Genomic DNA, 20,426 nt, shown 5'->3' on the forward strand with positions numbered 1-20,426 from the left:
CACAGGATGCGCGGGTTGCCTTGCGGCCCATCGCGAGCTGCGCTCGCTCCTACCAGGCACACCGCCAACGGGTGAAAACAGTCGGCTTCAAGCCGTTCAGATCAGCAGGTAATCGCAGTGCGCCACAAGGGGCGGGTGGTCACCCTCGATCAGGTGCACATGGCGCCCGGCGACCTGGTCGATGGCCAGGCAATCGTCGACCTCCAGCAAGGCATCGGTGTGGGGCTTAAGCCAGCCCGTCTGCATACGTTGCTTGCCCATCTTCTTCGCCTCGGCTTTGTCCCGGGCGACCACCAGCAGGTAGTGGTGCGCTTCGCCGAACACCTGCGGCTCGTAGCCACCCAGGTTGATGAAGAACAGGCGTGGCGCGCCAGCGGGGGCAGGCCCTTGGCGCAACTCCACGCGATAGCCATCAACCCCGGCAACTTCCATCCACGCATCGATGTGCAACCCTTTGGCACTGCCGAACCAGGCGCTGCGTAGCTGCGGGTAGGCTTGCTCCAGGGAGTCTGCGTGGGCGAACAGCACATCGTGCACTTCGATTTTTGCGCTTGGGTGGCGGCCGCCGAGCATGACGATGTAGAGCATGGGAGTCCTTGTGCGGGTAATCGGTGGTGCAGTGTAACGCCATAGGGCAGGTATCGGCCCCTCAAACCAACCTGAACACATGCTTCAGGTAGGCCACGAAGTTCTCATCCCGGCACTGCGTTTTCCCCGGGCTGTCGGAAATCTTCGCCACCGGCGCGCCATTGCACTCGGTCATCTTGATCACGATGTTCATCGGTTCCACCCCGGGAATGTCGCACGTCAGGCGCGTACCGATGCCAAAGCTCACATTGATTCGCGCGTGCAGCGCTCGGTACAGCATCAGTGCCTTTTCGAAGTCCAACCCGTCGGAAAAGATCAGTGTCTTGCCCTTGGGGTCGATGCCCAGCCGCTCGTAGTGGGCGATGGCCTTTTCCGCCCAGGCCAGTGGGTCCCCGGAATCGTGGCGCAGGCCATCGAACAGCTTGGCGAAGTACAGGTCGAAATCGCCCAGGAACGCATCCATGGTGATGCAGTCGGTCAGCGCAATGCCCAGCAACCCACGGTACTCGCGCACCCAGCATTCAAGCGCCGCCGCCTGGCTGTCGACCAGGCGCGGGCCGAGTTGCTGGTGGGCCATGAACCACTCGTGGGCCATGGTGCCAATGGGCTTGAGGTCGTATTCACGGGCCAGGTGCACGTTGCTGGTACCCACGAAACGCCCCGGAAAGTCACGCTTGAGGATATGCACCACTTCTTCCTGCACCCGGTAGGAAAAGCGCCGGCGCGTGCCGAAATCGGCGAGCTGCAAGCCGGCCAGTTCCTCGGCGCTGGCTTGGGCCTTGAGCCAGTCCAGTTTCTGGTACAGGCGCTCGCCTACTTGCTCGATGACCACGTCACGGTACCGGTAGCGGTTGCGAACCTCACTGATGATGGCCAGCAGCGGAATCTCGTAGAGGATCACATGCAGCCATGGGCCGCGTACGCGGATCGCCAGTTGCCCGGTGGCGTCCAGGCCGATTTGCACGTAGCGCAGGTTGAAGCGGAACAGGCTGAGAAAACGGATGAAGTCCGGCTTGATGAAGGGGATTTTCTCCAGGTACGCCAGCTGGTCGTGGGTCACGCTCACCTCGGCCAGTTGCTCGACCTGGTAGCGGATTTCTGCAAGGTAGGGCGACAGGTCTTCACCGTTGCGGCAGCGAAACTCCCATTCCACCTCGGCGTTGGGGTAGTTGTGCAGCACCGCCTGCATCATGGTGATCTTGTAGAAGTCGGTGTCCAGCAGGTTCTGGATGATCCGTGGGCCGAATACGCTGTCGCTCATGGGCGGCCTTCCTTTATCAGGGCCAACTGGTGGTCGAGCGCGGCCTCGTCGCCGCAGAGGACCACGCCCTCGGCGGCCAGCAGGCCGCAGGCTGCGATGGCGCCTGCCTGGGTGAGGGCGCGGCAGGCGGGCAGGTACAAAAGCACCGGGAAGCCGGCGCGGCGCAATTGCAGGGCCGTGGTTTTCACGCAGTAGTCCAGGGCCAGGCCGCCGACGATCACGGCGCCAACCTGCTGCACCTTGAGAAATTCGATGACGCCGGTGGAGCGGCGCTCGGCCAGGTCGTGGTAGCAGGCGCCGTAGGGGTGAAGGTCGGGCTCGACGCCTTTCCACACGAAGTAGTCGTAGTCGATTGGCGCGGGCAGGCCGGGCAGCAATTGGAAACCCGGCGTGCCCGGAACGCAGTGGCTGACCCAGGTCAGGTCGGCGTTGGCCAAGGCCAGTGGCTGCAGCATCTGCGCGTGCTCGGCAACCACCCAGGCGGCATTGGCCGGGTGGGCGTCCTTGCTGCCCAGGCGCAGGTCGGCGCGCTGGGCCATGGCGTTGAGGTCTGGGGCGATCTCGTCGCCCTCGGGCACCGGCAGCTCCTGGGGGGCGTTGCGGGTGAAGCCGTTCTGCGCGTCGACATCGAAGCTGGCGATTTTCATGGCAGGTCTCCTCGCTGGAATGGCTATATAATTCATCTGGTGTATTAAGTGTGTCAAGTGAAAGCCATTAAAAGCTTTTCTCTTGCCTTACTTAGATGCGCTGGTGGATTATGACGGCAGTGAAGAAGGAGCCTCCTGGTGAGTACAGCCGAAGTCTTGGCCAGTGTCGATATCGTTGCCCTGCGCCTGGCCCCCGATGCCCAGCATCTGCAAGTGTTGTTGCACCGACGTGAGCGCGAGCCCCATGCCGGCCAGTGGGCCTTGCCTGGCGTAATCGTCAATGGCCGCACCCCGGACACCAGCCTGGAAGCCGCCGCTGAGCGCGCGTTGCGCGAGAAGGCCCAGGTGCTGCCGCGCCACCTGGAGCAGGTGGGCACTGAAGGCAATGCGTTTCGCGACCCCCGCGGCTGGTCGTTGAGCACCTGCTATTTGGCCTTGTTCGATCCGCAGCAGCAGGTTGAAGGCGAGCAGTTGGCGTTTTTCGCGTTGGACAGCGTGGTTGAGCGCAAGGTGCTGCTGCCGTTCGACCATAACCTGCTGGTGGAGCGCGCCCGCGAGCGGCTGGCGGCCAAGACGGTGTACAGCAGCTTGCCGCTGTGCCTGCTGGCGCCGAAATTCACGGTGCTCGATGCGCTGGGCGCGGTGCAGGCGTGCTTGGGGCAGGCGGTCAACGGCACCTCACTGCGCAAGCGCCTGGAGCGCCTGCGTGAGTTGGGGTGGGTGCGGGACACTGGGGAGAAGAACCAGCCCAGGCTGGGCCGGCCACAGCAGTTGTATCAGTACACGCCGCAGGGGGGGCGGGTGTTCATGTTTGACCGCAGTTTGTTGCCGGAGGGTAGTTGAGCGCTGGCTTGGCAGGGCCTTCATGGGAGCTAAAAGCAGGCGCGATTCCTTGTAGGAGCGGCGGTGCGGCGACCCGACTTGCCCCGCGAAGCCAGCACCGCGGTGCATGGCACCGGCTGCGCCGGTGTTCGCGGGGCAAGCCCGCTCCTACAGGCAATGTTCCTTGCGCGACGGTCAATGCGCGCAGCGGCTGGCATCCCCTTGTTCGGCCGGGGCCTTGCGCGCGGCGGCGAGGAGGGTCGCCAGCACGATCAGCACCGCACCGGCGGCCATGCGCAGGCTGGGTTGGTCACCGAACAACCACCATGCGCCGATGATCGCGTACACCGGCTCCAGGGCGATAATCATGCCCGCGGTGCGCGCTTCCAGGCCTTCCAGGCTCTTGACGAACAGGAACTGCGACAGCCCGGTGCAGAACACCCCCAGCAGCGCCAGGTTGACCCAGTCGCTACCGCCCAGGCTGGTGTTGCCCAGGTGGGTGAAGGCAAACGGTGCCACCAGTGCAGCCACCACCACGTTCTGCCAGAAGGCCACCTGCATGGCGTTCATGTTCGAGGCATTGCGGCGGTTGGCCACGGTCAGCAGGGCGAATGCCAGGCCCGAACCCAGGCCCCAGAGCAGGCCGACGGTGCCCTTGTCGAGCAGGTCGAAGGTCGGCACCACCAGCACCAGGCCGGCGGTGACCATCAGCAGCAGCAGGCCCTGCACGGCGCCGATGCGCAGGCCGAACACGCCGCGTTCGATCATCGCGATAAAGGCCGGGAAGCTGGCGAAGCCCAGGGTCGCTACCGCCACGCCGCCCACTTTGACGGCAATGAAGAAGGTCACCCAGTGGGTCGCCAGCAATGCACCGGTCAGGCCCAGCACGGGCAGGTTGCGCAGGGTCAGCGCGTCGAGCAGGCGGGTGCCCTTGAGCCCGGCGACGAAGCCCAGGGCGATGAAGGCGAAGGTGGCGCGGCCGAAGGTGATGATGCTGGCATCGGCCTCGATCAGGTGGCCGAGGATACCGGTCAGCCCAAACAGCACGGCGGCGATATGGGCAACGAGCAGGGCATTACGGTGGCCGGTGGCAGCACCGGCTACGGGGATTGAAGTCGCGATCATGGCAGTCAAGTCTTCACAATGTGGCGCGCGCAAACACTCCCGATCGGCGCGACGCGGGTCTTTAATGCTGGGAGTTTTATCGTTATGAGCCCGGACGAACTGCCCGGTGCAAAAAGGCGCCACAGCGTTGGAATTGTGAAGCGAGGCTGTTTTACTCGCGGTTACCACGTCCACCAGCCCACGGCGCGGGGCTGGTCGATGTGTGTATTATTTTTGTAGACACGGTTTGGAAGGCGATTGCGGGCGACATGTGCTTGTCTGATCGCGACATTGCTTATTGCCTTGTAGCGCCTTCTTATTCCTCGCCGTAGTTCATGATCGACAGCAAGCGGATGGGCACCTGCACCAGCTGCTCAGGGCCGTGGGGGGTGTCGCCGTCGAAGGTCAGGCTGTCGCCGGCATGCATGTGGTAGAGCTGGTTGCCGTGGCGGTACACCAGTTCACCCTCCAGCAAATGAAGGAATTCGGTGCCGGGGTGGGCGAAGGTCGGGAACTCCTCGCTGGCATCGTCCATGCTCACCATGTACGCCTCGAAATGCTTCTTCGGCCCCCTGGCGTGATTGAGCAAATGGTAGGTGTGGCCCTTCTCGGTGCCCCGGCGCACCACCTCCAGCCCTTCGCCGGCCTTGACCAGCAGGGCGTTGCCATCGGGTTGGTCGTATTGGCTGAACAGCTTGGCCATGGGCATGCCCAGCACGTCGCACAGGCGGCTGAGGGTGTCGAGGCTGGTGGACACCTGGGCATTTTCGATCTTGCTCAGCATGCCTTGGCTGATGCCGGCGATGCGCGCCACGTCGGCGAGCTTTAGGGACTGGGCTTGGCGTTGGCGCTTGATCTGCAGGCCCAGGTACTGCTCCAGGCGAAGGCGCGGTTCGGTTTCCGGTGGCATCGAATGTCCTGCACGGTTTCAGTTCAAGAATAAAGTTTTCGCACCGTGAAAGTGCGAGAGACGGCTGCGTTGGCCGTCATTTTCCTCGGGTGAAAACAAGTTTCCCATAAATACAGCTGAAAAACCTGCCTGAGTTTTGCGTTGTCTGTACCGGCCTCTTCGCGGGGCAAGCCCGCTCCTACAAAGGGATGCGCGTCTGTTGTAGGAGCGGGCTTGCCCCGCGAAGGGGCCGCACCAGGCAACACAAGCAACAGAGTTGGCAAGCGCATTGCATTCCTGTGAGGAAAGTAAGTTTCCCTTGCGGAATCAAAGCCCATCACCCAGGAGTGATCGACCCATGTTGCCAGCAGAAACCCAGCGCACCCTCGACCAGCACGGTATCAAGTATGTGCTGGCACAGTTCGTCGACATCCACGGTTCGGCGAAGACCAAGTCGGTGCCGGTATCGGGCCTGAAGATGGTGGCAGAGGAGGGCGCCGGTTTTGCCGGGTTCGCCATCTGCGGCATGGGCATGGAACCCCATGGTCCGGACTTCATGGCCCGCGGCGATCTGTCCACGCTGATTCCGGTGCCGTGGCAGCCAGGCTATGGCCGGGTGGTGTGTGTCGGCCATGTCAACGGCCAACCCTGGCCTTACGACAGCCGCTATGTGCTGCAACAGCAGGTGCAGCGCCTGGCCGACAAGGGCTGGACCCTGAACACCGGCCTTGAGCCCGAGTTCAGCCTGTTCCGCCGCGATGAAGAGGGCAAGCTGCAGTTGGTGGACGCCTCCGACAACCTCGACAAGCCCTGCTACGACTACAAGGGCCTGTCGCGCTCGCGGCTGTTCCTCGAACGCCTCACCGAGGCCCTGCAGCCGGTCGGCTTCGACATCTACCAGATCGACCACGAAGACGCCAACGGCCAGTTCGAGATCAACTACACCTACAGCGACGCCATGGAGTCGGCCGACCGCTTCACCTTCTTCCGCATGGCGGCAGGGGAGATCGCCAACGACCTGGGCATGATCTGCTCGTTCATGCCCAAGCCCGACCCCAAGCGCGCCGGCAACGGCATGCACTTCCACCTGTCGCTGGCAAGCTCGACCAACAAGAACCTGTTCCACGACCCTTCCGACAGCAGCGGCATGGGCCTGTCCAAGCTGGCCTACCACTTTGCCGCTGGCCTCCTGGCCCATGGCCCGGCCCTGTGCGCCTTCGCCGCGCCCACGGTCAACTCGTACAAGCGCCTTGTAGTGGGCCGCTCGCTGTCCGGCGCCACCTGGGCCCCGGCCTTCGTCGCCTACGGCGCCAACAACCGCTCGGCGATGGTGCGTATTCCCTACGGGCGCCTGGAGTTCCGCCTGCCGGATGCCGGCTGCAACCCGTACCTGGTCACCGCCGCGATCATCGCCGCCGGCCTCGACGGCATCGACCGCCAGCTGGAACCGGGCCAGATGTGCAACGAAAACCTCTACAACCTGAGCCTGGAAGAGATCGCCGCTCGCGGCATCAAGACCCTGCCGCAGTCGCTCAAGGAGGCTGCCGACGCCCTGGACGCCGACCCGCTGTTTCGCGAGGTGCTGGGCGCCGAGATCGTCGACGAGTTCATCAAGCTCAAGCGCATGGAGTGGGTGGAGTATTGCCGCCATGTCTCCGACTGGGAAATCCAGCGCTACACAGAGTTCTTCTGACCGCCCCCAATCCCCTGGGCGGCCAACCCGAAAGCGGTCGCCCACTGCCTAGTAAGGAGCATCACCATGTGTGGAATCGTAGGTTTGTACCTGAAAAAGCCAGCGCTGGAAGCCCAGCTCGGCAAGCTCTTTGAACCCATGCTGCAAGCCATGACCGACCGTGGCCCGGACAGCGCAGGCTTTGCCATCTATGGCGACGAGGTGGCCGATGGCTGGGTCAAGCTGACCCTGCAGGTGGCGGACATCCATTACCCTTGGGCGGACCTGATGGGCCAGTTGGAAGGGCGCCTGGGTTGCTCGCTGGACTGGTTCCAGAACGCCAGCGCCGCAGTGCTCAAGGTGCACACCGATGAAGCCAGCGCCCGCGCCGCGTTGGCCGAGCTGGCCCCCGAGGTGCGCATCATGAGTGCCGGGCAGAGCATCGAAATCCTCAAGGGGATGGGCCTGCCGGCAGAAATCTCCAGCCGCTTCGGCCTGGCCGGCATGAACGGTAGCCACATCATCGGCCACACCCGCATGGCCACCGAAAGTGCCGTGACCCTGGAAGGCAGCCACCCGTTTTCCACTGGCGCCGACCTGTGCCTGGTGCACAACGGCTCGCTCTCCAACCACTTCCGCCTGCGCCAGGAGCTCAAGCGCGAAGGCATCGCCTTCGAAACAGACAACGACACCGAGGTGGCCGCCGGCTACCTGACCTGGCGCCTGCAGCAGGGCGACACCCTGGCCCAGGCCCTGGATGGCGCACTGGCAGACCTGGACGGCTTCTTCACCTTCGCCATCGGCACCCGCAACGGCTTTGCCGTGATCCGTGACCCAATCGCCTGCAAGCCAGCGGTGCTGGCCGAAACCGACGACTACGTGGCCATGGCGTCGGAGTACCAGGCCCTGGCCAGCCTGCCGGGCATCGAGAACGCCAAGGTCTGGGAACCGGCGCCCGCCACTTTGTACGTTTGGGAACGCGAAAGCGCCTGAACCCCACCGAACCACTGGAGACATTCATGAAGACGATCGACCTTTCCAGCGCCTCGGTGCGCGTGCTCAACCAGTCCCTGCACGGCGAGGTGCAGGACCGCGAATGGCGGGTGACCCACCCCGATGGCAAGCACAACCTGGCCGTGGGCATCAACGCTGCGGTGTCGGTGGATATCGAGGGCCACGCGGGCTACTACTGCGCCGGCATGAACCAGCAGGCCAGCGTCACCGTGCACGGCAACGTCGGCGTGGGCGTGGCCGAGAACATGATGTCTGGCTCGGTGCGGGTCAAGGGCAGCGCTTCCCAGGCCGCCGGTGCCACCGCCCATGGTGGCTTGCTGGTCATCGAGGGCGACGCCGGCGCGCGCTGTGGCATTTCGATGAAGGGCGTGGACATCGTGGTCGGCGGCAGCATCGGCCACATGAGCTGCTTCATGGGCCAGGCCGGGCGCCTGGTGGTGTGTGGCGATGCCGGCGATGCCCTGGGCGATTCGCTGTACGAGGTGCGCATCTACGTCAAGGGCTCGGTGCAGTCGCTGGGTTCGGACTGCATCGAAAAAGAGATGCGCGCCGAGCACCTGCAAGAGCTGCAGGAACTGCTGAACCAGGCGGGCCTTGCGCACAAGGCCGCCGATTTCAAACGCTACGGCTCGGCCCGGCAGCTGTACAACTTCAAAGTCGACAACGCCAGCGCGTACTGATCCAGGAGCATTCCCATGAGCGAACAATTCCCCCCGGTACTGCGTGAATCGGCCACCTTCGATCGGCTGACCATCCAGGAAATTCAGCGTGCCGCCGAAACCGGCATCTACGACATCCGCGGCGGCGGCACCAAGCGCCGCGTGCCGCACTTCGACGACCTGCTGCTGCTGGGCGCCAGCGTGTCGCGCTACCCGCTGGAAGGCTACCGCGAGAAATGCGGCACCGACGTGGTGCTGGGCAACCGTTTTGCCAAGAAGCCGATCCACCTGAAAATCCCGGTGACCATCGCCGGCATGAGCTTCGGCGCGCTGTCGGCCAACGCCAAGGAAGCCCTGGGCCGTGGCGCAACCATCGCCGGCACCAGCACCACCACCGGCGACGGCGGCATGACCCCCGAGGAGCGCGGCCAGTCGCAGCACCTGGTGTACCAGTACCTGCCATCGCGCTACGGCATGAACCCCGACGACCTGCGCAAGGCCGACGCCATCGAGATCGTGCTGGGCCAGGGCGCCAAGCCGGGCGGCGGTGGCATGCTGCTGGGCATGAAGGTGACCGAGCGTGTGGCCGGCATGCGCACCTTGCCCATCGGCGTTGACCAGCGCAGCGCCTGCCGCCACCCGGACTGGACCGGCCCAGATGATTTGGCGATCAAGATTGCCGAGATTCGCGAGATCACCGACTGGGAAAAACCCATCTACGTGAAGATCGGCGCCAGCCGCCCGTACTACGACGTCAAGCTGGCGGTGAAGGCCGGCGCCGACGTGGTGGTGCTTGATGGCATGCAGGGCGGCACCGCCGCTACCCAGGAAGTGTTCATCGAGCACGTGGGCATCCCGGTTCTACCCGCCATCCCGCAGGCCGTGCAGGCGCTGCAGGAGATGGGCATGCACCGCAAGGTGCAGCTGATCGTTTCCGGTGGTATCCGCAACGGTGCCGACGTGGCCAAGGCCATGGCCCTGGGCGCCGATGCGGTGGCCATCGGTACGGCAGCGCTGATCGCCCTGGGTGACAACAACCCGCGGCTGGACAGCGAGCTGAAGAAGATCGGCTCGGCCGCCGGTTTCTACGATGACTGGCAGAACGGCCGTGACCCGGCCGGCATCACCACCCAGGACCCGGAACTGGCCAAGCGCCTGAACCCGGAAGAGGCCGGTCGGCGGTTGGCCAATTACCTGCGGGTGCTGGTGCTGGAGGCGCAGACCATGGCCCGGGCCTGTGGCAAGTCGCACTTGCACAACCTTGACCCCGAGGATTTGGTGGCGTTGACCGTGGAAGCCGCCGCCATGGCGCGGGTGCCATTGGCCGGCACTGCCTGGGTGCCGGGGCAGGCGCAGTACTGATCCATCGTGGTAAGGGGCCGCTTTGCGGCCCATTCGCGGCACAAGGCCGCTCCTACAACCGCCTGTAGGAGCGGCCTTGTGCCGCGAATGGGCTGCAAAGCAGCCCCGGATACACCCCCATTCGCACAGGAGTGACCCCATGAAACGTGCCCTAGCTGTTGCGCTGTTGGCGTTGACGCCATTGGCCCACGCCGCCGACTCCACCCTGGACACCGGCAACACCGCGTGGATGATCTGCGCCGCAATGTTCGTGCTGATGATGTGCATCCCGGGCCTGGCGCTGTTCTATGGCGGCATGGTGCGGGCGAAGAACTTCCTTTCGGTGTTCACCCAGCTGTTCGCCGTGGCCGGGGTGATCGGCATTCTCTGGGTGCTGTTCGGCTACAGCCTGGTGGTCGACACCAGCGGCATGGTCGAGGGGCAGTTGACCGTCAACAGCTTCATTGGCGGGCTGGACAAGGCGCTGATGCTGGATATTGGCCATGACAGCCTGGTGGGCACCATCCCGGAAGGGGTATTTGCCGTCTTCCAGCTTACCTTCGCCATCATCACCCCTGCGCTGATCGCCGGGGGCTTTGCCGAGCGCATGAAGTTCAGTGCCTCGCTGCTGTTCATGGCCGCCTGGTTCGTGCTGGTGTACGCACCGATTGCCCACATGGTCTGGGGCGGGCCGGGTGCGCTGATGGTCAACTGGGGCGTGCTGGATTTTGCCGGCGGCACCGCGGTGCATATCAACTCCGGCGTGGCGGCGCTGGCGGCGGCGTTGATGCTGGGCAAGCGCAAAGGCTACCCGCAGGTGGCCATGCCGCCGCATAACCTGGGCTTTACCCTGGTGGGCGCGGGGCTGCTGTGGGTTGGCTGGTTCGGTTTCAACGTAGGCTCGGGCCTTGCCGCCAACCAAGGGGCAGGGGTGGTGATGCTGGCAACCATGGTTGCGGCCTGCGCCGGCATCGTGGGCTGGCTGCTGACCGAGAAGGTCGTGCATGGCCGGCCAACGGCGTTGGGCGCCGCATCGGGTGCCTTGGCCGGGCTGGTCGGCATCACGCCGGCCTGCGCCTTCGTCGGGCCGCTGGGGGCGGTGGTGATCGGTTTGTTGACCGGCGCCATCTGCTTTTTCGCCGTGACCCGCCTGAAGCAGGCGCTGGGTTATGACGACAGCCTGGACGTGTTCGGCCTGCATGGGGTGGGTGGGATGGTTGGGGCGGTGCTGACCGGGGTGTTTGCCGCGCCATCGTTGGGTGGCTATGTGGAAGGAGTTTCGCCGCTAGGGCAGGCGCTGGTGCAGCTCAAGGGGGTGGCCTTTACCTTCGCCTATTGCTTCGTGGTGAGCTGGGCGATTCTGGGGGCGGTGAAGCTGACGGTGGGGCTGCGCGCCAGTCGGGAAGAGGAAGAGCAGGGGCTGGACCTGGCCGAGCACAACGAGCGGGCCTATAACCTCTGAGCTGGCATGGGGGGCAATTGGGCGCCGCTGGCGCGGCGCTTCGCGAGCGTTGCTCGCTCCTACCGGGTGGTGGAAAACGCAAATCCTTGCTTATTCCTGTAGGAGCGAGCAAAGCTCGCGAAGCACCGCGCAAGCCGTGCCCCTCTACCTCAGGATTGCATGGTCAACTTGGCACTGTGCTGCCGGCGGCGGTAAGCACTGTCACGGCTGGCCAGCCACCAGTACAGCGGCGAAGTCACCACCAGCCCCACCAGCCACGACAGGTCGGCCCCGTTGATATGCGCGGAAATCGGCCCGACGTACAGCGGCGTGTTCATGAACGGAATCTGCACCACGATACCCACCGCATAGGCAATCAGCGCCTGTGGGTTGTAGCGCCCGTAGATCCCGCCATCGACCTTGAAGATCGACTGGATGTCATAGTCGCCCTTGTGAATGGCGTAGAAGTCGATCAGGTTGATCGCCGTCCACGGCACCAGCACCACCAGCAGCACCAACACCATGTCGACGAAGTGGCCGATGAAGTCCGCCGAGGCGAACACCGCCACCACGCAGCAGGCCGCCAGCACGATCAGCGACAGCACCGCACGGCTCTTGGCGGTGGGGATCCAGCGGTAGGCGAAGGTTTGTACCAGGGTGATGATCGACAGCACCGCGCCATACAGGTTGAGGGCGTTGTGGCTGATGACGCTGAGCAGGAACAGCACCAGCATCACTGGGCCCAGGGTGCCGGTGGCCAGCTTGACCGCGTCCATGGTGTCCATGCCGGCCGGAATCGCCAGTACCGCCACGGCGCCGAAGATGAACGACAGGCTCGAACCCAGGGCCGAGCCCAGGTAGGTGGTCCAGAAGGTCGAGCTGACTTTCACGTCGGCCGGCAGGTAGCGCGAGTAGTCCGACACGTAGGGGGCGAAGGCGATCTGCCACAGCGCCGCCAGCGACACGGTGGCCAGCCAGCCGGCCAGGTTGAAGCCGCCGCGAGTGAGGAAGTCGTCGCTCTGCACGTGGCTGAAGATATAGCCGAAGCCAACCACGATGCCGATGCCCAGCACCCAGGTGCCGATGCGGTTGAGCACGTGGATGAAGCGGTAGCCGATGATGCCGATGATGCCCGAGCCCAGCGCGCCGATGACGATGCCCACTGGCACCGGCACGCTTTCCACCACGCCATGCAACGACTTGCCGGCGAGCACGATGTTGGAGGCGAAGAAGCCGATGTACATCACCCCGGCGATCACCACCACCAGCAGTGCGCCGAGGGTGCCGAACTGGGCACGGCTCTGGATCATTTGCGGAATGCCCATTTGCGGGCCCTGGGCCGAGTGCAGGGCCATCAGCACGCCGCCGACCAGGTGGCCGACCAGGATGGCGACGATGCCCCATACCAGGTTCAAGTGGAACAGTTGCACGCCCAGCGCGCCAGTGACGATGGGGAGCGGCGCGATGTTGCCGCCGAACCACAGTGTGAACAGATCCCTTACCTTTCCATGGCGGTCTTGCGGCGGCACGTAGCCGATTGTGTGTTTCTCGATGAGGGGTGCCGAATTGGCTGCACTGGTCATGACTGACTCCAAGGCAAGGTGGGGCATCGGGTGCTGCCCGGGTGCGTGCCGGCGAAGGGCGACGCGTTCTTGTTGGAGCGATGATGCGGGGCGCGGGGATAACGAGAAATTAGTAAATATGTGCCCATAAACCTTAAAAAACCTAAGGCTGACAAAAGGTTAAGCGGTTGACGGTAGCAAGGAGAGTGCCAGGTGGCTGGAGGGCTTGGGGTAGAGGGGGTAGCGGGGGGCTTGGGGGGATTGCAGTGGGCTGTGGTGGTGCGGGGTGCGCGTTTATAGGGCAGGTTTTTGGGGGGCCTTTGCTGGCCTCTTCGCGGGGCAAGCCCGCTCCTACAGGCAGAATGCGTCCGCCTGTAGGAGCGGGCTTGCCCCGCGAAGAGGCCAACAAAGGCTAGCGCATGAAGTGCACCTTGCCGGTATCGTCATTGCCCATGTAGATGCCATACACCCCGGCCTGGCGCTCAAGGATGTACCGCTCGAGAATCTGCCGGATCGCCGGGTAATAGATCTCGTCCCACGGAATCTCGTGCGGCTCGAAGAACTTGTACGCCAGCGTCTCTGCGCCGTACTGCCCGGTTTCCTCGGTGGCGATGGCGCGGAAGATGATGTACACCTCGCTGATCTTGGCCACGCTGAAGATCGAGTAGGGCGAGACGATTTCGGCGCGTACGCCGCTTTCCTCCCACACCTCGCGCAGCGCCGCTTGCTCGGTGGTTTCGCCCGCTTCCATGAACCCGGCCGGCAAGGTCCAGGTGCCGGGGCGCGGCGGGATGGCGCGCTGGCACAACAGGTACTTGCCATCGCGCTCGATGATGCAGCCGGCAATGATCTTCGGGTTGATGTAGTGGATATAACCGCAGCCGGTGCAGTACAGGCGTTCGTGGGTGTCGCCTGTGGGAACGCCCCGGGCCAGTTCCGTGGTGCAGTGCGGGCAATAGCGCGGGGCGTTGGGCATCTCAGCGACCTATGCGAGGTTCCTTCAGGGCCAGGGGCTCGACGATGTCGCGCACCTTGGTGTTGTCGTCCTGCTTCTGGCGCAGGTAGTCCAGGGCCACCTTGGCGGCAGCGCGTACGTGGTCGACCGAGGCCTGGTGCGCCACCAGCGGGTCACCGCCCTTGATCGCCTCGACGATCTTCTCCATTTCCCGGTTGCTGGCGCCGCGGCGGTTTTCCTGCGACACCGAGGTGGCGCGCAGGTAGCTGATGCGTGCCTGCAACTGGCGCAGTTGCTGGGCGGCCACCTGATTGCCGGAGCCTTCCAGGAGCACGTCGTAGAAGCCCTGCACCGAATCCAGTACCTGCTGCAGCTCGCCTTCTTCCAGCGCCTCGCGGTTGACTTCCAGCGCCCGCTCCAGGGCCCGGATGTCCTTGGCCTTGGCATTGAGGGTGAACAGCTGCACGATCAGCCCTTCGAGCACGCAGCGCAGCTCGTAGATGTCGCGGGCGTCTTCCAGGGTGATGATGGCCACGCGCGGGCCCTTGGCGTCGGCGAACTCCACCAGGCCTTCGGACTCCAGGTGGCGCAGGGCTTCACGCACCGAGGTGCGGCTGACGCCGAGGCGGTCGCAGAGGTCGCGTTCCACCAGGCGGTCGCCTGGCAGCAGGTGGAAGTTCATGATCGCCCCGCGCAGCTTGTCGAGCACGATTTCGCGCAGGGTTACGGGGTTGCGGTTGACCTTGAAGCTGTCGTCGAGGGGCTGGCGTTTCATCAAGTGCGCTCTGAATGAGGCTGCCCGGCCGCAACCGCTGGCGCCCCGCGAACCGCGGGTGCTCCTTGCGTGGGTTCGAACAGCCCGCTGTTAACGGGTTGACTCCGCATCGGCTTCAGCGAACGCTTCGCGGGCCAGGCGGAAACTGTCCACCGCCGCGGGCACGCCGCAATAAATGCCGACCTGGAGCAGGATCTCGCGAATCTGTTCACGGCTCAGGCCATTACGCAAGGCGCCGCGAATGTGCAGCTTGAGCTCGTGGGGCCGGTTGAGCGCGGAAATCATGGCCAAGTTTATCATGCTGCGCTCTTTCAGCGAGAGGCCTTCACGCCCCCACACATGGCCCCAGCAGTACTCGGTGACCAGTTCCTGCAGCGGCTTGGTGAATTCGTCGGCGTTCTGGATCGAGCGGTTGACGTATTCCTCGCCCAGTACCTGGGTGCGAATCTGCAGGCCTTTCTCGTACTTCTCGTTGCTCATGCGCAGTGCTCCGGAAGAAAAAGGGGCCGCAACCGAGGGTGAGACGATTGTGTGCGGCCCCTGGAAAACAGGGACATCGGTGTTGGGGCCTTCGCGAGGCAAGCCCGCTCCTACAGGTATTGCACAGGTTTCGGCATGGCCCCGACACCGATTCGAAGGTCTATCAACCCAGCGGCGGCAGGGCGCCCAGCTTGCCTTTGTGGTAGACCATCGGTGTCGCCGGGTCGGCCGGCAGCACCAGGTTCTTCACCGCGCCAACGATGATCGCATGGTCACCGCCGTCGTATTCGCGCCACAGTTCACACTCGATGATCGCCGTGGCCTTGGCCAGCAGCGGGTTGCCCAGCTCGCTCAGGTGCCACTCGATGCCCTTGGCCTTGTCCTTGCCTTTGCCGGCGAAGGCATAGGCCTCGGCGGTTTGGTCGGCGGACAGCAAATGGATCGCGAACTGCTTGCTGTCACGCAGGATCGGGTAGGTGTCGGAGGCGTAGTTGGGGCAGAACAGCACCAGCGCCGGGTCGATCGACAGCGCGCTGAACGCGCTGGCGGTGATGCCGACGATGCCGCCGCCTTCATCCAGGGTGGTGACCACGGTGACACCGGATGGGAAGGAGCCCATCACGTCTTTGTAGATGCCAGGTTCGATCATCTTGTGTTACCTCCTAGCGCATCACGAACGGGTCGGGCATCGGCGCGGTGGACAGGTTGATCCACACGGTCTTCAGCTCGGTATAGGCCAGCACCGAATCGATGCCGCTTTCACGGCCGTAGCCGCTGTTCTTGAAGCCGCCGATCGGCGCCATGGCCGACACTGCGCGGTAGGTGTTGACCCAGATGATCCCCGAACGCACATCACGGGCCAGGCGGTGGGCACGGCCCAGGTCGCGGGTCCAGATGCCGGCGGCCAGGCCGAACTGCGAGTCGTTGGCGATTTCCAGCGCCTCTTCCTCGGTCTTGAAGCGGATCACCGCCGCCACCGGGCCGAACACCTCTTCCTGCATGATGGTCATCGAGTTGCTGTCGCACTCGAACAGGGTCGGCTCGTAGAACCAGCCTTCACCCTCGACCTCGGCACGCTTGCCGCCCATGTGCAGCTTGGCGCCTTCGGCCTTGGCCGCCGCCACCAGGCCTTCGACCACGGCCAGTTGCTGGGCGGTGGCCATTGGGCCCATTTCGCTGGCGTCGTCCTGCGGGTTGCCGATGCGGATGCGCTTGGCCCGGGCGATCAGGCGCTCGACGAATTCGTCGAAGATCTCGTCCTGCACCAGCAGGCGCGAGCCGGCCACGCAGCTTTGCCCGGAGGCGGCATAGATGCCGGCCACCGCGCCGTTGATGGCGCTGTCCAGGTCGGCGTCGGCGAAGATGATGTTCGGCGACTTGCCGCCCAGTTCCAGCGACAGCTTGGCGAAGTTCTCGGCACTGCTGCGCACCACGTGGCGGGCAGTGGCGGCGCCGCCGGTGAAGGCGATCTTGCGCACCAGTGGGTGGCGGGTCAGCGCGGCGCCAGTGCTTGGGCCGTAGCCGGTGACCACGTTGACCACCCCCGGCGGGAAGCCGGCTTCCAGGGCCAGGCGAGCCAGTTCCAGGATGGTGGCCGAGGCATGCTCGGACGGCTTGAGCACGATGGTGTTGCCGGCGGCCAGGGCCGGGGCCAGCTTGATCGCGGTCAGGTACAGCGGGCTGTTCCACGGGATGATGCCAGCCACCACGCCGATGGGCTCGTGCACGGTGTAGGCGAACAGGTCGGGCTTGTCCAACGGCAGGGTGCCGCCTTCGAGCTTGTCGGCAAGGCCTGCGGTGTAGTGGAAGAACTCCGGCAGGTAGCCCACCTGGCCGCGGGTTTCGCGGATCAGCTTGCCGTTGTCGCGGCTTTCCAGCTGGGCCAGGTGTTCCTTGTTCTCGGCAATCAGGTCACCCAGGCGGCGCAGCAGCTTGCCGCGCGCGGTGGCGGTGATGCTGCGCCAGGCCTTGCTGTCGAAGGCGCGCTGGGCGGCCTGTACGGCCAGCTCGACGTCGGCTTCGGCGGCGTCGGGCAGTTGTGCCCAGGCCTGGGCGGTGGCCGGGTTGAGGCTGTCGAAGGTTTTGCCGCTCTGGGCATCGAGCCATTGGCCGTCGATGCACATCTGGAAACGAACGAGGGTCATGCAACAATCCCCTTGGCGGATTCGGTGAGGGTGCGGGCTTGGGCGAGGAAGTCCAGCAGCATCTTGTTGACTTCACGCGGGGCTTCCACCGGCATCATATGCCGTTGTTCGGCCAGCACCACGCTTTGCGCACCAGGAATGCTGGCAGCGAGCTGGCGGGTCATGGCCGGGGTGGAGCCCGAATCGAGTTCGCCGGTGGCGATCAGCGTCGGTACCTGGATACTGCCCAGGTCGGCTGCGCGGTACATGTCCTGGGTGGCGAACAGCGAATAGGTGGTGTGGTAGCCCTGCGGGTCGTTGCTTGCCAGCACCTGGCGGATGGCGGCGACCTGGGCCGGGTTGGCTGCCTTGTATTCACGGCTGAACCAGCGGTCGAGGGCGGCGTCGACGTTGGCGTCGGGGCCAAGCTCTGCGGCCTGGGCGGCGCGGGCGATAACGCCGGCACTTTGCTCGGGGGTGCGGTTGAACACGCTGTTGAGCACCACCAGCGCAGCCAGGCGCTGCGGGTAGTTCAGGGCGAATGCACGGGCGACCAGGCCACCCATGGAGAAGCCGATCACGGTGGCTTGTTGAATCTGCAGGTGGTCGAGCAGTTCGGCCAGCTGGGCGGCGTAGCCTTCCAGGCCGATGTCGGCGGCTGGCAACGCGCTCTGGCCGTGGCCGAGCATGTCGTAGGCGATGACGCGGTAGTCGTTGGCCAGGCCAACGAACTGCCCGCCCCACATTTCCTTGTTCAGGCCCACGCCGTGGATCAGTACCACGGGTTGGCCCTGGCCGACGGACAGGTAGCTGGTACCGGCGGGTGTGCGTTCAGCGACAGGCTGAATCATGGAGGGCGCTCCTTGAAGGTCGGGCGCGGCGGGTAAGCACGCCACGCCCCGGCCCGTCTTGGTTGTTGTTATTGAGCGTTGGCTTTTTCGGCAGCCAGTTCTTCCAGGTCGATGTAGCGGTTGCCGATGCGCGGGTGCAGGCGGCCGCCGTCGGCAGCGCCCAGGACCACGACGATCTCGTCGGCGCGTGGGGCGTCTTCGATCTGCATTTCCAGGGTGATGTAGTGCGAACGCAGGCCTTCGTCGTCCTTCTGCATCATCGGGATCTGGATCGAGGTGCCTGGGCCGCCGCGCTTGTTGGTGAAGCTCAGGTAGCTCTTGGCCTGCACCGCTTCGCGGTAGTGGTTGCCAAAGCGCAGGGTGTGGATCACGGCCGAGGCGTGCTCGATCTCGCCATCGGCGCCCACCACGGCGGCTTTGCCATAGGCTTCGATCTTGTCGGCACCGCCGATGGCGGCAGTCAGGCGCTCGACCATCAGGGCACCGAGCTCCGAGCAGTTGGCGCGGATTTCCGGCTTCAGATCTTCAACGAAACCGCGGCCGGCCCATGGGTTCTTGATCACCACAGCCAGGCCGACCATGGTCACCGGCTTGTCGGTGGCCTTGCCGCCTTCGATGCGGGTTTCTTCGGAGTAGGTGACGATCTTGCGGATTTCGAAACTCATGGGTGGCTCCTGGTGAGGGTTATCAGCTCTTGTTGTCTGATGGTATACCATAATATTTGTTGTGCAAGAGGGCGCATGAAATTTCTCTTGCGGGGGGACGAAAGGTGGGTATGCCTTGAGGGTTGCAGCGCCTGTGAGATCGAGCGCCGCCCGCGCGGCGCTTCGCGAGCTGCGCTCGCTCCTACGTTTATTTCGGGCCAGTGAGTCCTGAGGAGTTGCGCGTGAATGCCTTGGCGCATCACGCGATATCGCGTCGTAAAAACAAGGCGGACGCGCGCGTCTGCCACAAGCGTTACTGGCACGAAACAAACGTAGGAGCGAGCGCAGCTCGCGAAGCGCCGCGCGGGCGGCGCTCGATCTCGAACACACCGCAAACCCCAAGGCGTACCCCCAAAAAAAAGCCCGCTCGCGCAGGCCACAGGGGCCCACGGGAGCGGGCGCGTCCCGCAATGTTTCAGGCAATGGGAATTCAGGCGAAAGCCGGCACCACTTCCTTGATGAACAGCTCCAAAGACTTCTTCTTCTCGGCGTGGGGCAGGCTGTTGTCGCACCAGAAGCTGAACTCGTCGACACCGAGCTCCTGGTAATACTTGATGCGCGCGATGATTTCTTCCGGGGTGCCGATCATGGTGTTCTTGCGGATGTTCTCCAGCTGGAACGCCGGCACTTCGGCGAACTTGGACTCCGGGCTCGGCTCCAGGAAACCGTTGACCGGGGTGGTCTTGTTGCCGAACCAGGCATCGAAGGTGCGGTAGAAGCGCGAGATGGCCTGGGCACCGACTTTCCAGCCTTCCGGCTCGGCCGGGCTGTGTACGTGGGTGTGGCGCAGCACCATCAGTTGCGGGCGCGGCACATCCGGGTTGTTGTCCAGGGCGGCCTGGAACTTGTTCTTCAGGTCCAGCACTTCCTCGTCACCCTTCATCAGCGGGGTGACCATCACGTTGCAGCCGTTGGCCACGGCGAAGTTGTGCGAGTCGGGGTCGCGGGCGGCGATCCACATTGGCGGGGTGGCGTTGAACGGCTTGGGCACGCTGGTGGAAGTGGGGAACTTGTACACTTCGCCGTCATGGGCGTAGTCGCCTTCCCACAGCTTGCGCACCACCGGCACCATTTCACGCAGGGCCTTGCCACCGTCGGTGGCCGGCATGCCACCTGCCATGCGGTCGAATTCGAACTGGTAGGCGCCGCGGGCCAGGCCCACTTCCATGCGGCCATTGCTGATGACGTCGAGCAGGGCGCATTCGCCGGCCACGCGGATCGGGTTCCAGAACGGCGCGATGATGGTGCCGGCGCCCAGGCGGATTTTCTCGGTGCGCGCGGCCAGGTACGCCAGCAGCGGCATCGGGCTTGGCGAAATGGTGTATTCCATGGCGTGGTGTTCGCCGATCCACACGGTGCTGAAACCGCCGTGCTCGGCCATCAGGGTCAGTTCGGTCAGGTCTTCGAACAGCTGGCGGTGGCTGACCTGTTCATCCCAACGTTCCATGTGCACGAACAACGAAAATTTCATGGGGCTTTCCTCAACGCTTGAAAGTGTCTGGCGCCAGGCAGGGTAGGCGCCAGGTGTCTCGATTCAG

General features: G+C 64.4%; 20 protein-coding genes. 6 read left to right on the forward strand and 14 right to left on the reverse strand.

Translation table 11 applies throughout. From position 1 onward, the window contains the following. Nucleotides 1-96: 96 nt before the first annotated feature. The 3 genes from F3J44_RS00810 to F3J44_RS00820 all read right to left on the reverse strand — a co-directional run bounded on the left by F3J44_RS00810 (nucleotide 97) and on the right by F3J44_RS00820 (nucleotide 2,496). Nucleotides 97-588 carry a DUF1543 domain-containing protein gene (locus F3J44_RS00810; RefSeq protein WP_167270017.1) on the reverse strand — a complete coding sequence of 164 codons (492 nt, stop codon included), beginning with the start codon at nucleotides 586-588 and terminating at the stop codon, nucleotides 97-99. Nucleotides 589-649: 61 nt separating this feature from the next. Next, nucleotides 650-1,849 carry a nicotinate phosphoribosyltransferase gene (pncB, locus tag F3J44_RS00815; protein ID WP_167062395.1) on the reverse strand — a complete coding sequence of 400 codons (1,200 nt, stop codon included), beginning with the start codon at nucleotides 1,847-1,849 and terminating at the stop codon, nucleotides 650-652. Continuing rightward, the gene (locus F3J44_RS00820; RefSeq protein ID WP_167062392.1) at nucleotides 1,846-2,496 is read right to left on the reverse strand and encodes a nicotinamidase; all 651 of its coding nucleotides are present in this window, start codon (nucleotides 2,494-2,496) and stop codon (nucleotides 1,846-1,848) included. The genes pncB and F3J44_RS00820 overlap by 4 nt, the downstream gene beginning before the upstream one ends. A 138-nt stretch (nucleotides 2,497-2,634) precedes the next feature. Between F3J44_RS00820 and F3J44_RS00825 the strand changes: the two genes are divergently transcribed. Next, the gene (locus F3J44_RS00825) at nucleotides 2,635-3,339 is read left to right on the forward strand and encodes an NUDIX domain-containing protein (RefSeq protein WP_167270019.1); all 705 of its coding nucleotides are present in this window, start codon (nucleotides 2,635-2,637) and stop codon (nucleotides 3,337-3,339) included. 174 nt (nucleotides 3,340-3,513) lie between these two features. Here F3J44_RS00825 and F3J44_RS00830 read toward each other — a convergent pair whose 3' ends face one another. Together F3J44_RS00830 and F3J44_RS00835 are read right to left on the reverse strand one after the other, a co-directional pair. Then, nucleotides 3,514-4,443: a DMT family transporter gene (locus F3J44_RS00830; RefSeq protein ID WP_167270021.1), complete on the reverse strand. Its 930-nt coding sequence runs from the start codon at nucleotides 4,441-4,443 to the stop codon at nucleotides 3,514-3,516. Between the two features lie 295 nt (nucleotides 4,444-4,738). Then, complete coding sequence (locus F3J44_RS00835; RefSeq protein WP_167270022.1) at nucleotides 4,739-5,332, reverse strand: cupin domain-containing protein; 594 nt, start codon at nucleotides 5,330-5,332, stop codon at nucleotides 4,739-4,741. 337 nt (nucleotides 5,333-5,669) lie between these two features. Between F3J44_RS00835 and glnT the strand changes: the two genes are divergently transcribed. The 5 genes from glnT (at nucleotide 5,670) to F3J44_RS00860 (ending at nucleotide 11,459) form a co-directional block, all read left to right on the forward strand. Next, nucleotides 5,670-7,004: a type III glutamate--ammonia ligase gene (gene glnT, locus F3J44_RS00840; RefSeq protein WP_167270024.1), complete on the forward strand. Its 1,335-nt coding sequence runs from the start codon at nucleotides 5,670-5,672 to the stop codon at nucleotides 7,002-7,004. A 66-nt stretch (nucleotides 7,005-7,070) separates the two neighbouring features. After that, the gene (locus tag F3J44_RS00845) at nucleotides 7,071-7,976 is read left to right on the forward strand and encodes a glutamine amidotransferase family protein (protein ID WP_167270026.1); all 906 of its coding nucleotides are present in this window, start codon (nucleotides 7,071-7,073) and stop codon (nucleotides 7,974-7,976) included. 26 nt (nucleotides 7,977-8,002) lie between these two features. Continuing rightward, nucleotides 8,003-8,677: a protein glxC gene (locus tag F3J44_RS00850; protein WP_167270028.1), complete on the forward strand. Its 675-nt coding sequence runs from the start codon at nucleotides 8,003-8,005 to the stop codon at nucleotides 8,675-8,677. Nucleotides 8,678-8,692: 15 nt separating this feature from the next. Next, nucleotides 8,693-10,018, forward strand: a complete 1,326-nt coding sequence (locus F3J44_RS00855; RefSeq protein WP_167270030.1) for an FMN-binding glutamate synthase family protein — start codon at nucleotides 8,693-8,695, stop codon at nucleotides 10,016-10,018. 139 nt (nucleotides 10,019-10,157) lie between these two features. After that, on the forward strand, nucleotides 10,158-11,459 hold the full coding sequence (locus F3J44_RS00860) for an ammonium transporter (protein ID WP_167270032.1): 1,302 nt from the start codon (nucleotides 10,158-10,160) through the stop codon (nucleotides 11,457-11,459). A 149-nt stretch (nucleotides 11,460-11,608) separates the two neighbouring features. Here F3J44_RS00860 and F3J44_RS00865 read toward each other — a convergent pair whose 3' ends face one another. From F3J44_RS00865 to F3J44_RS00905, 9 genes are all read right to left on the reverse strand, one after another. Continuing rightward, nucleotides 11,609-13,021: a cytosine permease gene (locus F3J44_RS00865; RefSeq protein ID WP_167270034.1), complete on the reverse strand. Its 1,413-nt coding sequence runs from the start codon at nucleotides 13,019-13,021 to the stop codon at nucleotides 11,609-11,611. A gap of 391 nt (nucleotides 13,022-13,412) precedes the next feature. Then, nucleotides 13,413-13,976 (reverse strand): NUDIX hydrolase, encoded by a 564-nt coding sequence (locus F3J44_RS00870; RefSeq protein WP_167062362.1) that lies wholly within the window; start codon nucleotides 13,974-13,976, stop codon nucleotides 13,413-13,415. A 1-nt stretch (nucleotide 13,977) separates the two neighbouring features. Continuing rightward, complete coding sequence (locus tag F3J44_RS00875) at nucleotides 13,978-14,730, reverse strand: GntR family transcriptional regulator (protein WP_167062359.1); 753 nt, start codon at nucleotides 14,728-14,730, stop codon at nucleotides 13,978-13,980. A gap of 90 nt (nucleotides 14,731-14,820) precedes the next feature. After that, entirely contained in the window at nucleotides 14,821-15,210 is a 390-nt protein-coding gene (locus F3J44_RS00880; RefSeq protein ID WP_152957680.1) for a carboxymuconolactone decarboxylase family protein, read from the reverse strand. A gap of 163 nt (nucleotides 15,211-15,373) precedes the next feature. Continuing rightward, complete coding sequence (locus F3J44_RS00885; protein ID WP_167062356.1) at nucleotides 15,374-15,859, reverse strand: flavin reductase family protein; 486 nt, start codon at nucleotides 15,857-15,859, stop codon at nucleotides 15,374-15,376. Nucleotides 15,860-15,872: 13 nt separating this feature from the next. After that, nucleotides 15,873-17,354 (reverse strand): aldehyde dehydrogenase, encoded by a 1,482-nt coding sequence (locus F3J44_RS00890; protein ID WP_167062353.1) that lies wholly within the window; start codon nucleotides 17,352-17,354, stop codon nucleotides 15,873-15,875. After that, complete coding sequence (locus F3J44_RS00895) at nucleotides 17,351-18,184, reverse strand: alpha/beta fold hydrolase (RefSeq protein ID WP_167062350.1); 834 nt, start codon at nucleotides 18,182-18,184, stop codon at nucleotides 17,351-17,353. The genes F3J44_RS00890 and F3J44_RS00895 overlap by 4 nt, the downstream gene beginning before the upstream one ends. A 68-nt stretch (nucleotides 18,185-18,252) precedes the next feature. Beyond that, a complete protein-coding gene (locus F3J44_RS00900; RefSeq protein WP_003256068.1) occupies nucleotides 18,253-18,849 on the reverse strand; it encodes an amino acid synthesis family protein in 597 nt (198 codons plus the stop codon). Nucleotides 18,850-19,318: 469 nt separating this feature from the next. Beyond that, nucleotides 19,319-20,359: an LLM class flavin-dependent oxidoreductase gene (locus F3J44_RS00905; protein WP_167062347.1), complete on the reverse strand. Its 1,041-nt coding sequence runs from the start codon at nucleotides 20,357-20,359 to the stop codon at nucleotides 19,319-19,321. Between the last annotated feature and the right edge of the window lie 67 nt (nucleotides 20,360-20,426).

The organism is Pantoea sp. Tr-811 (assembly GCF_011752535.1).
Classification (GTDB): domain Bacteria; phylum Pseudomonadota; class Gammaproteobacteria; order Pseudomonadales; family Pseudomonadaceae; genus Aquipseudomonas.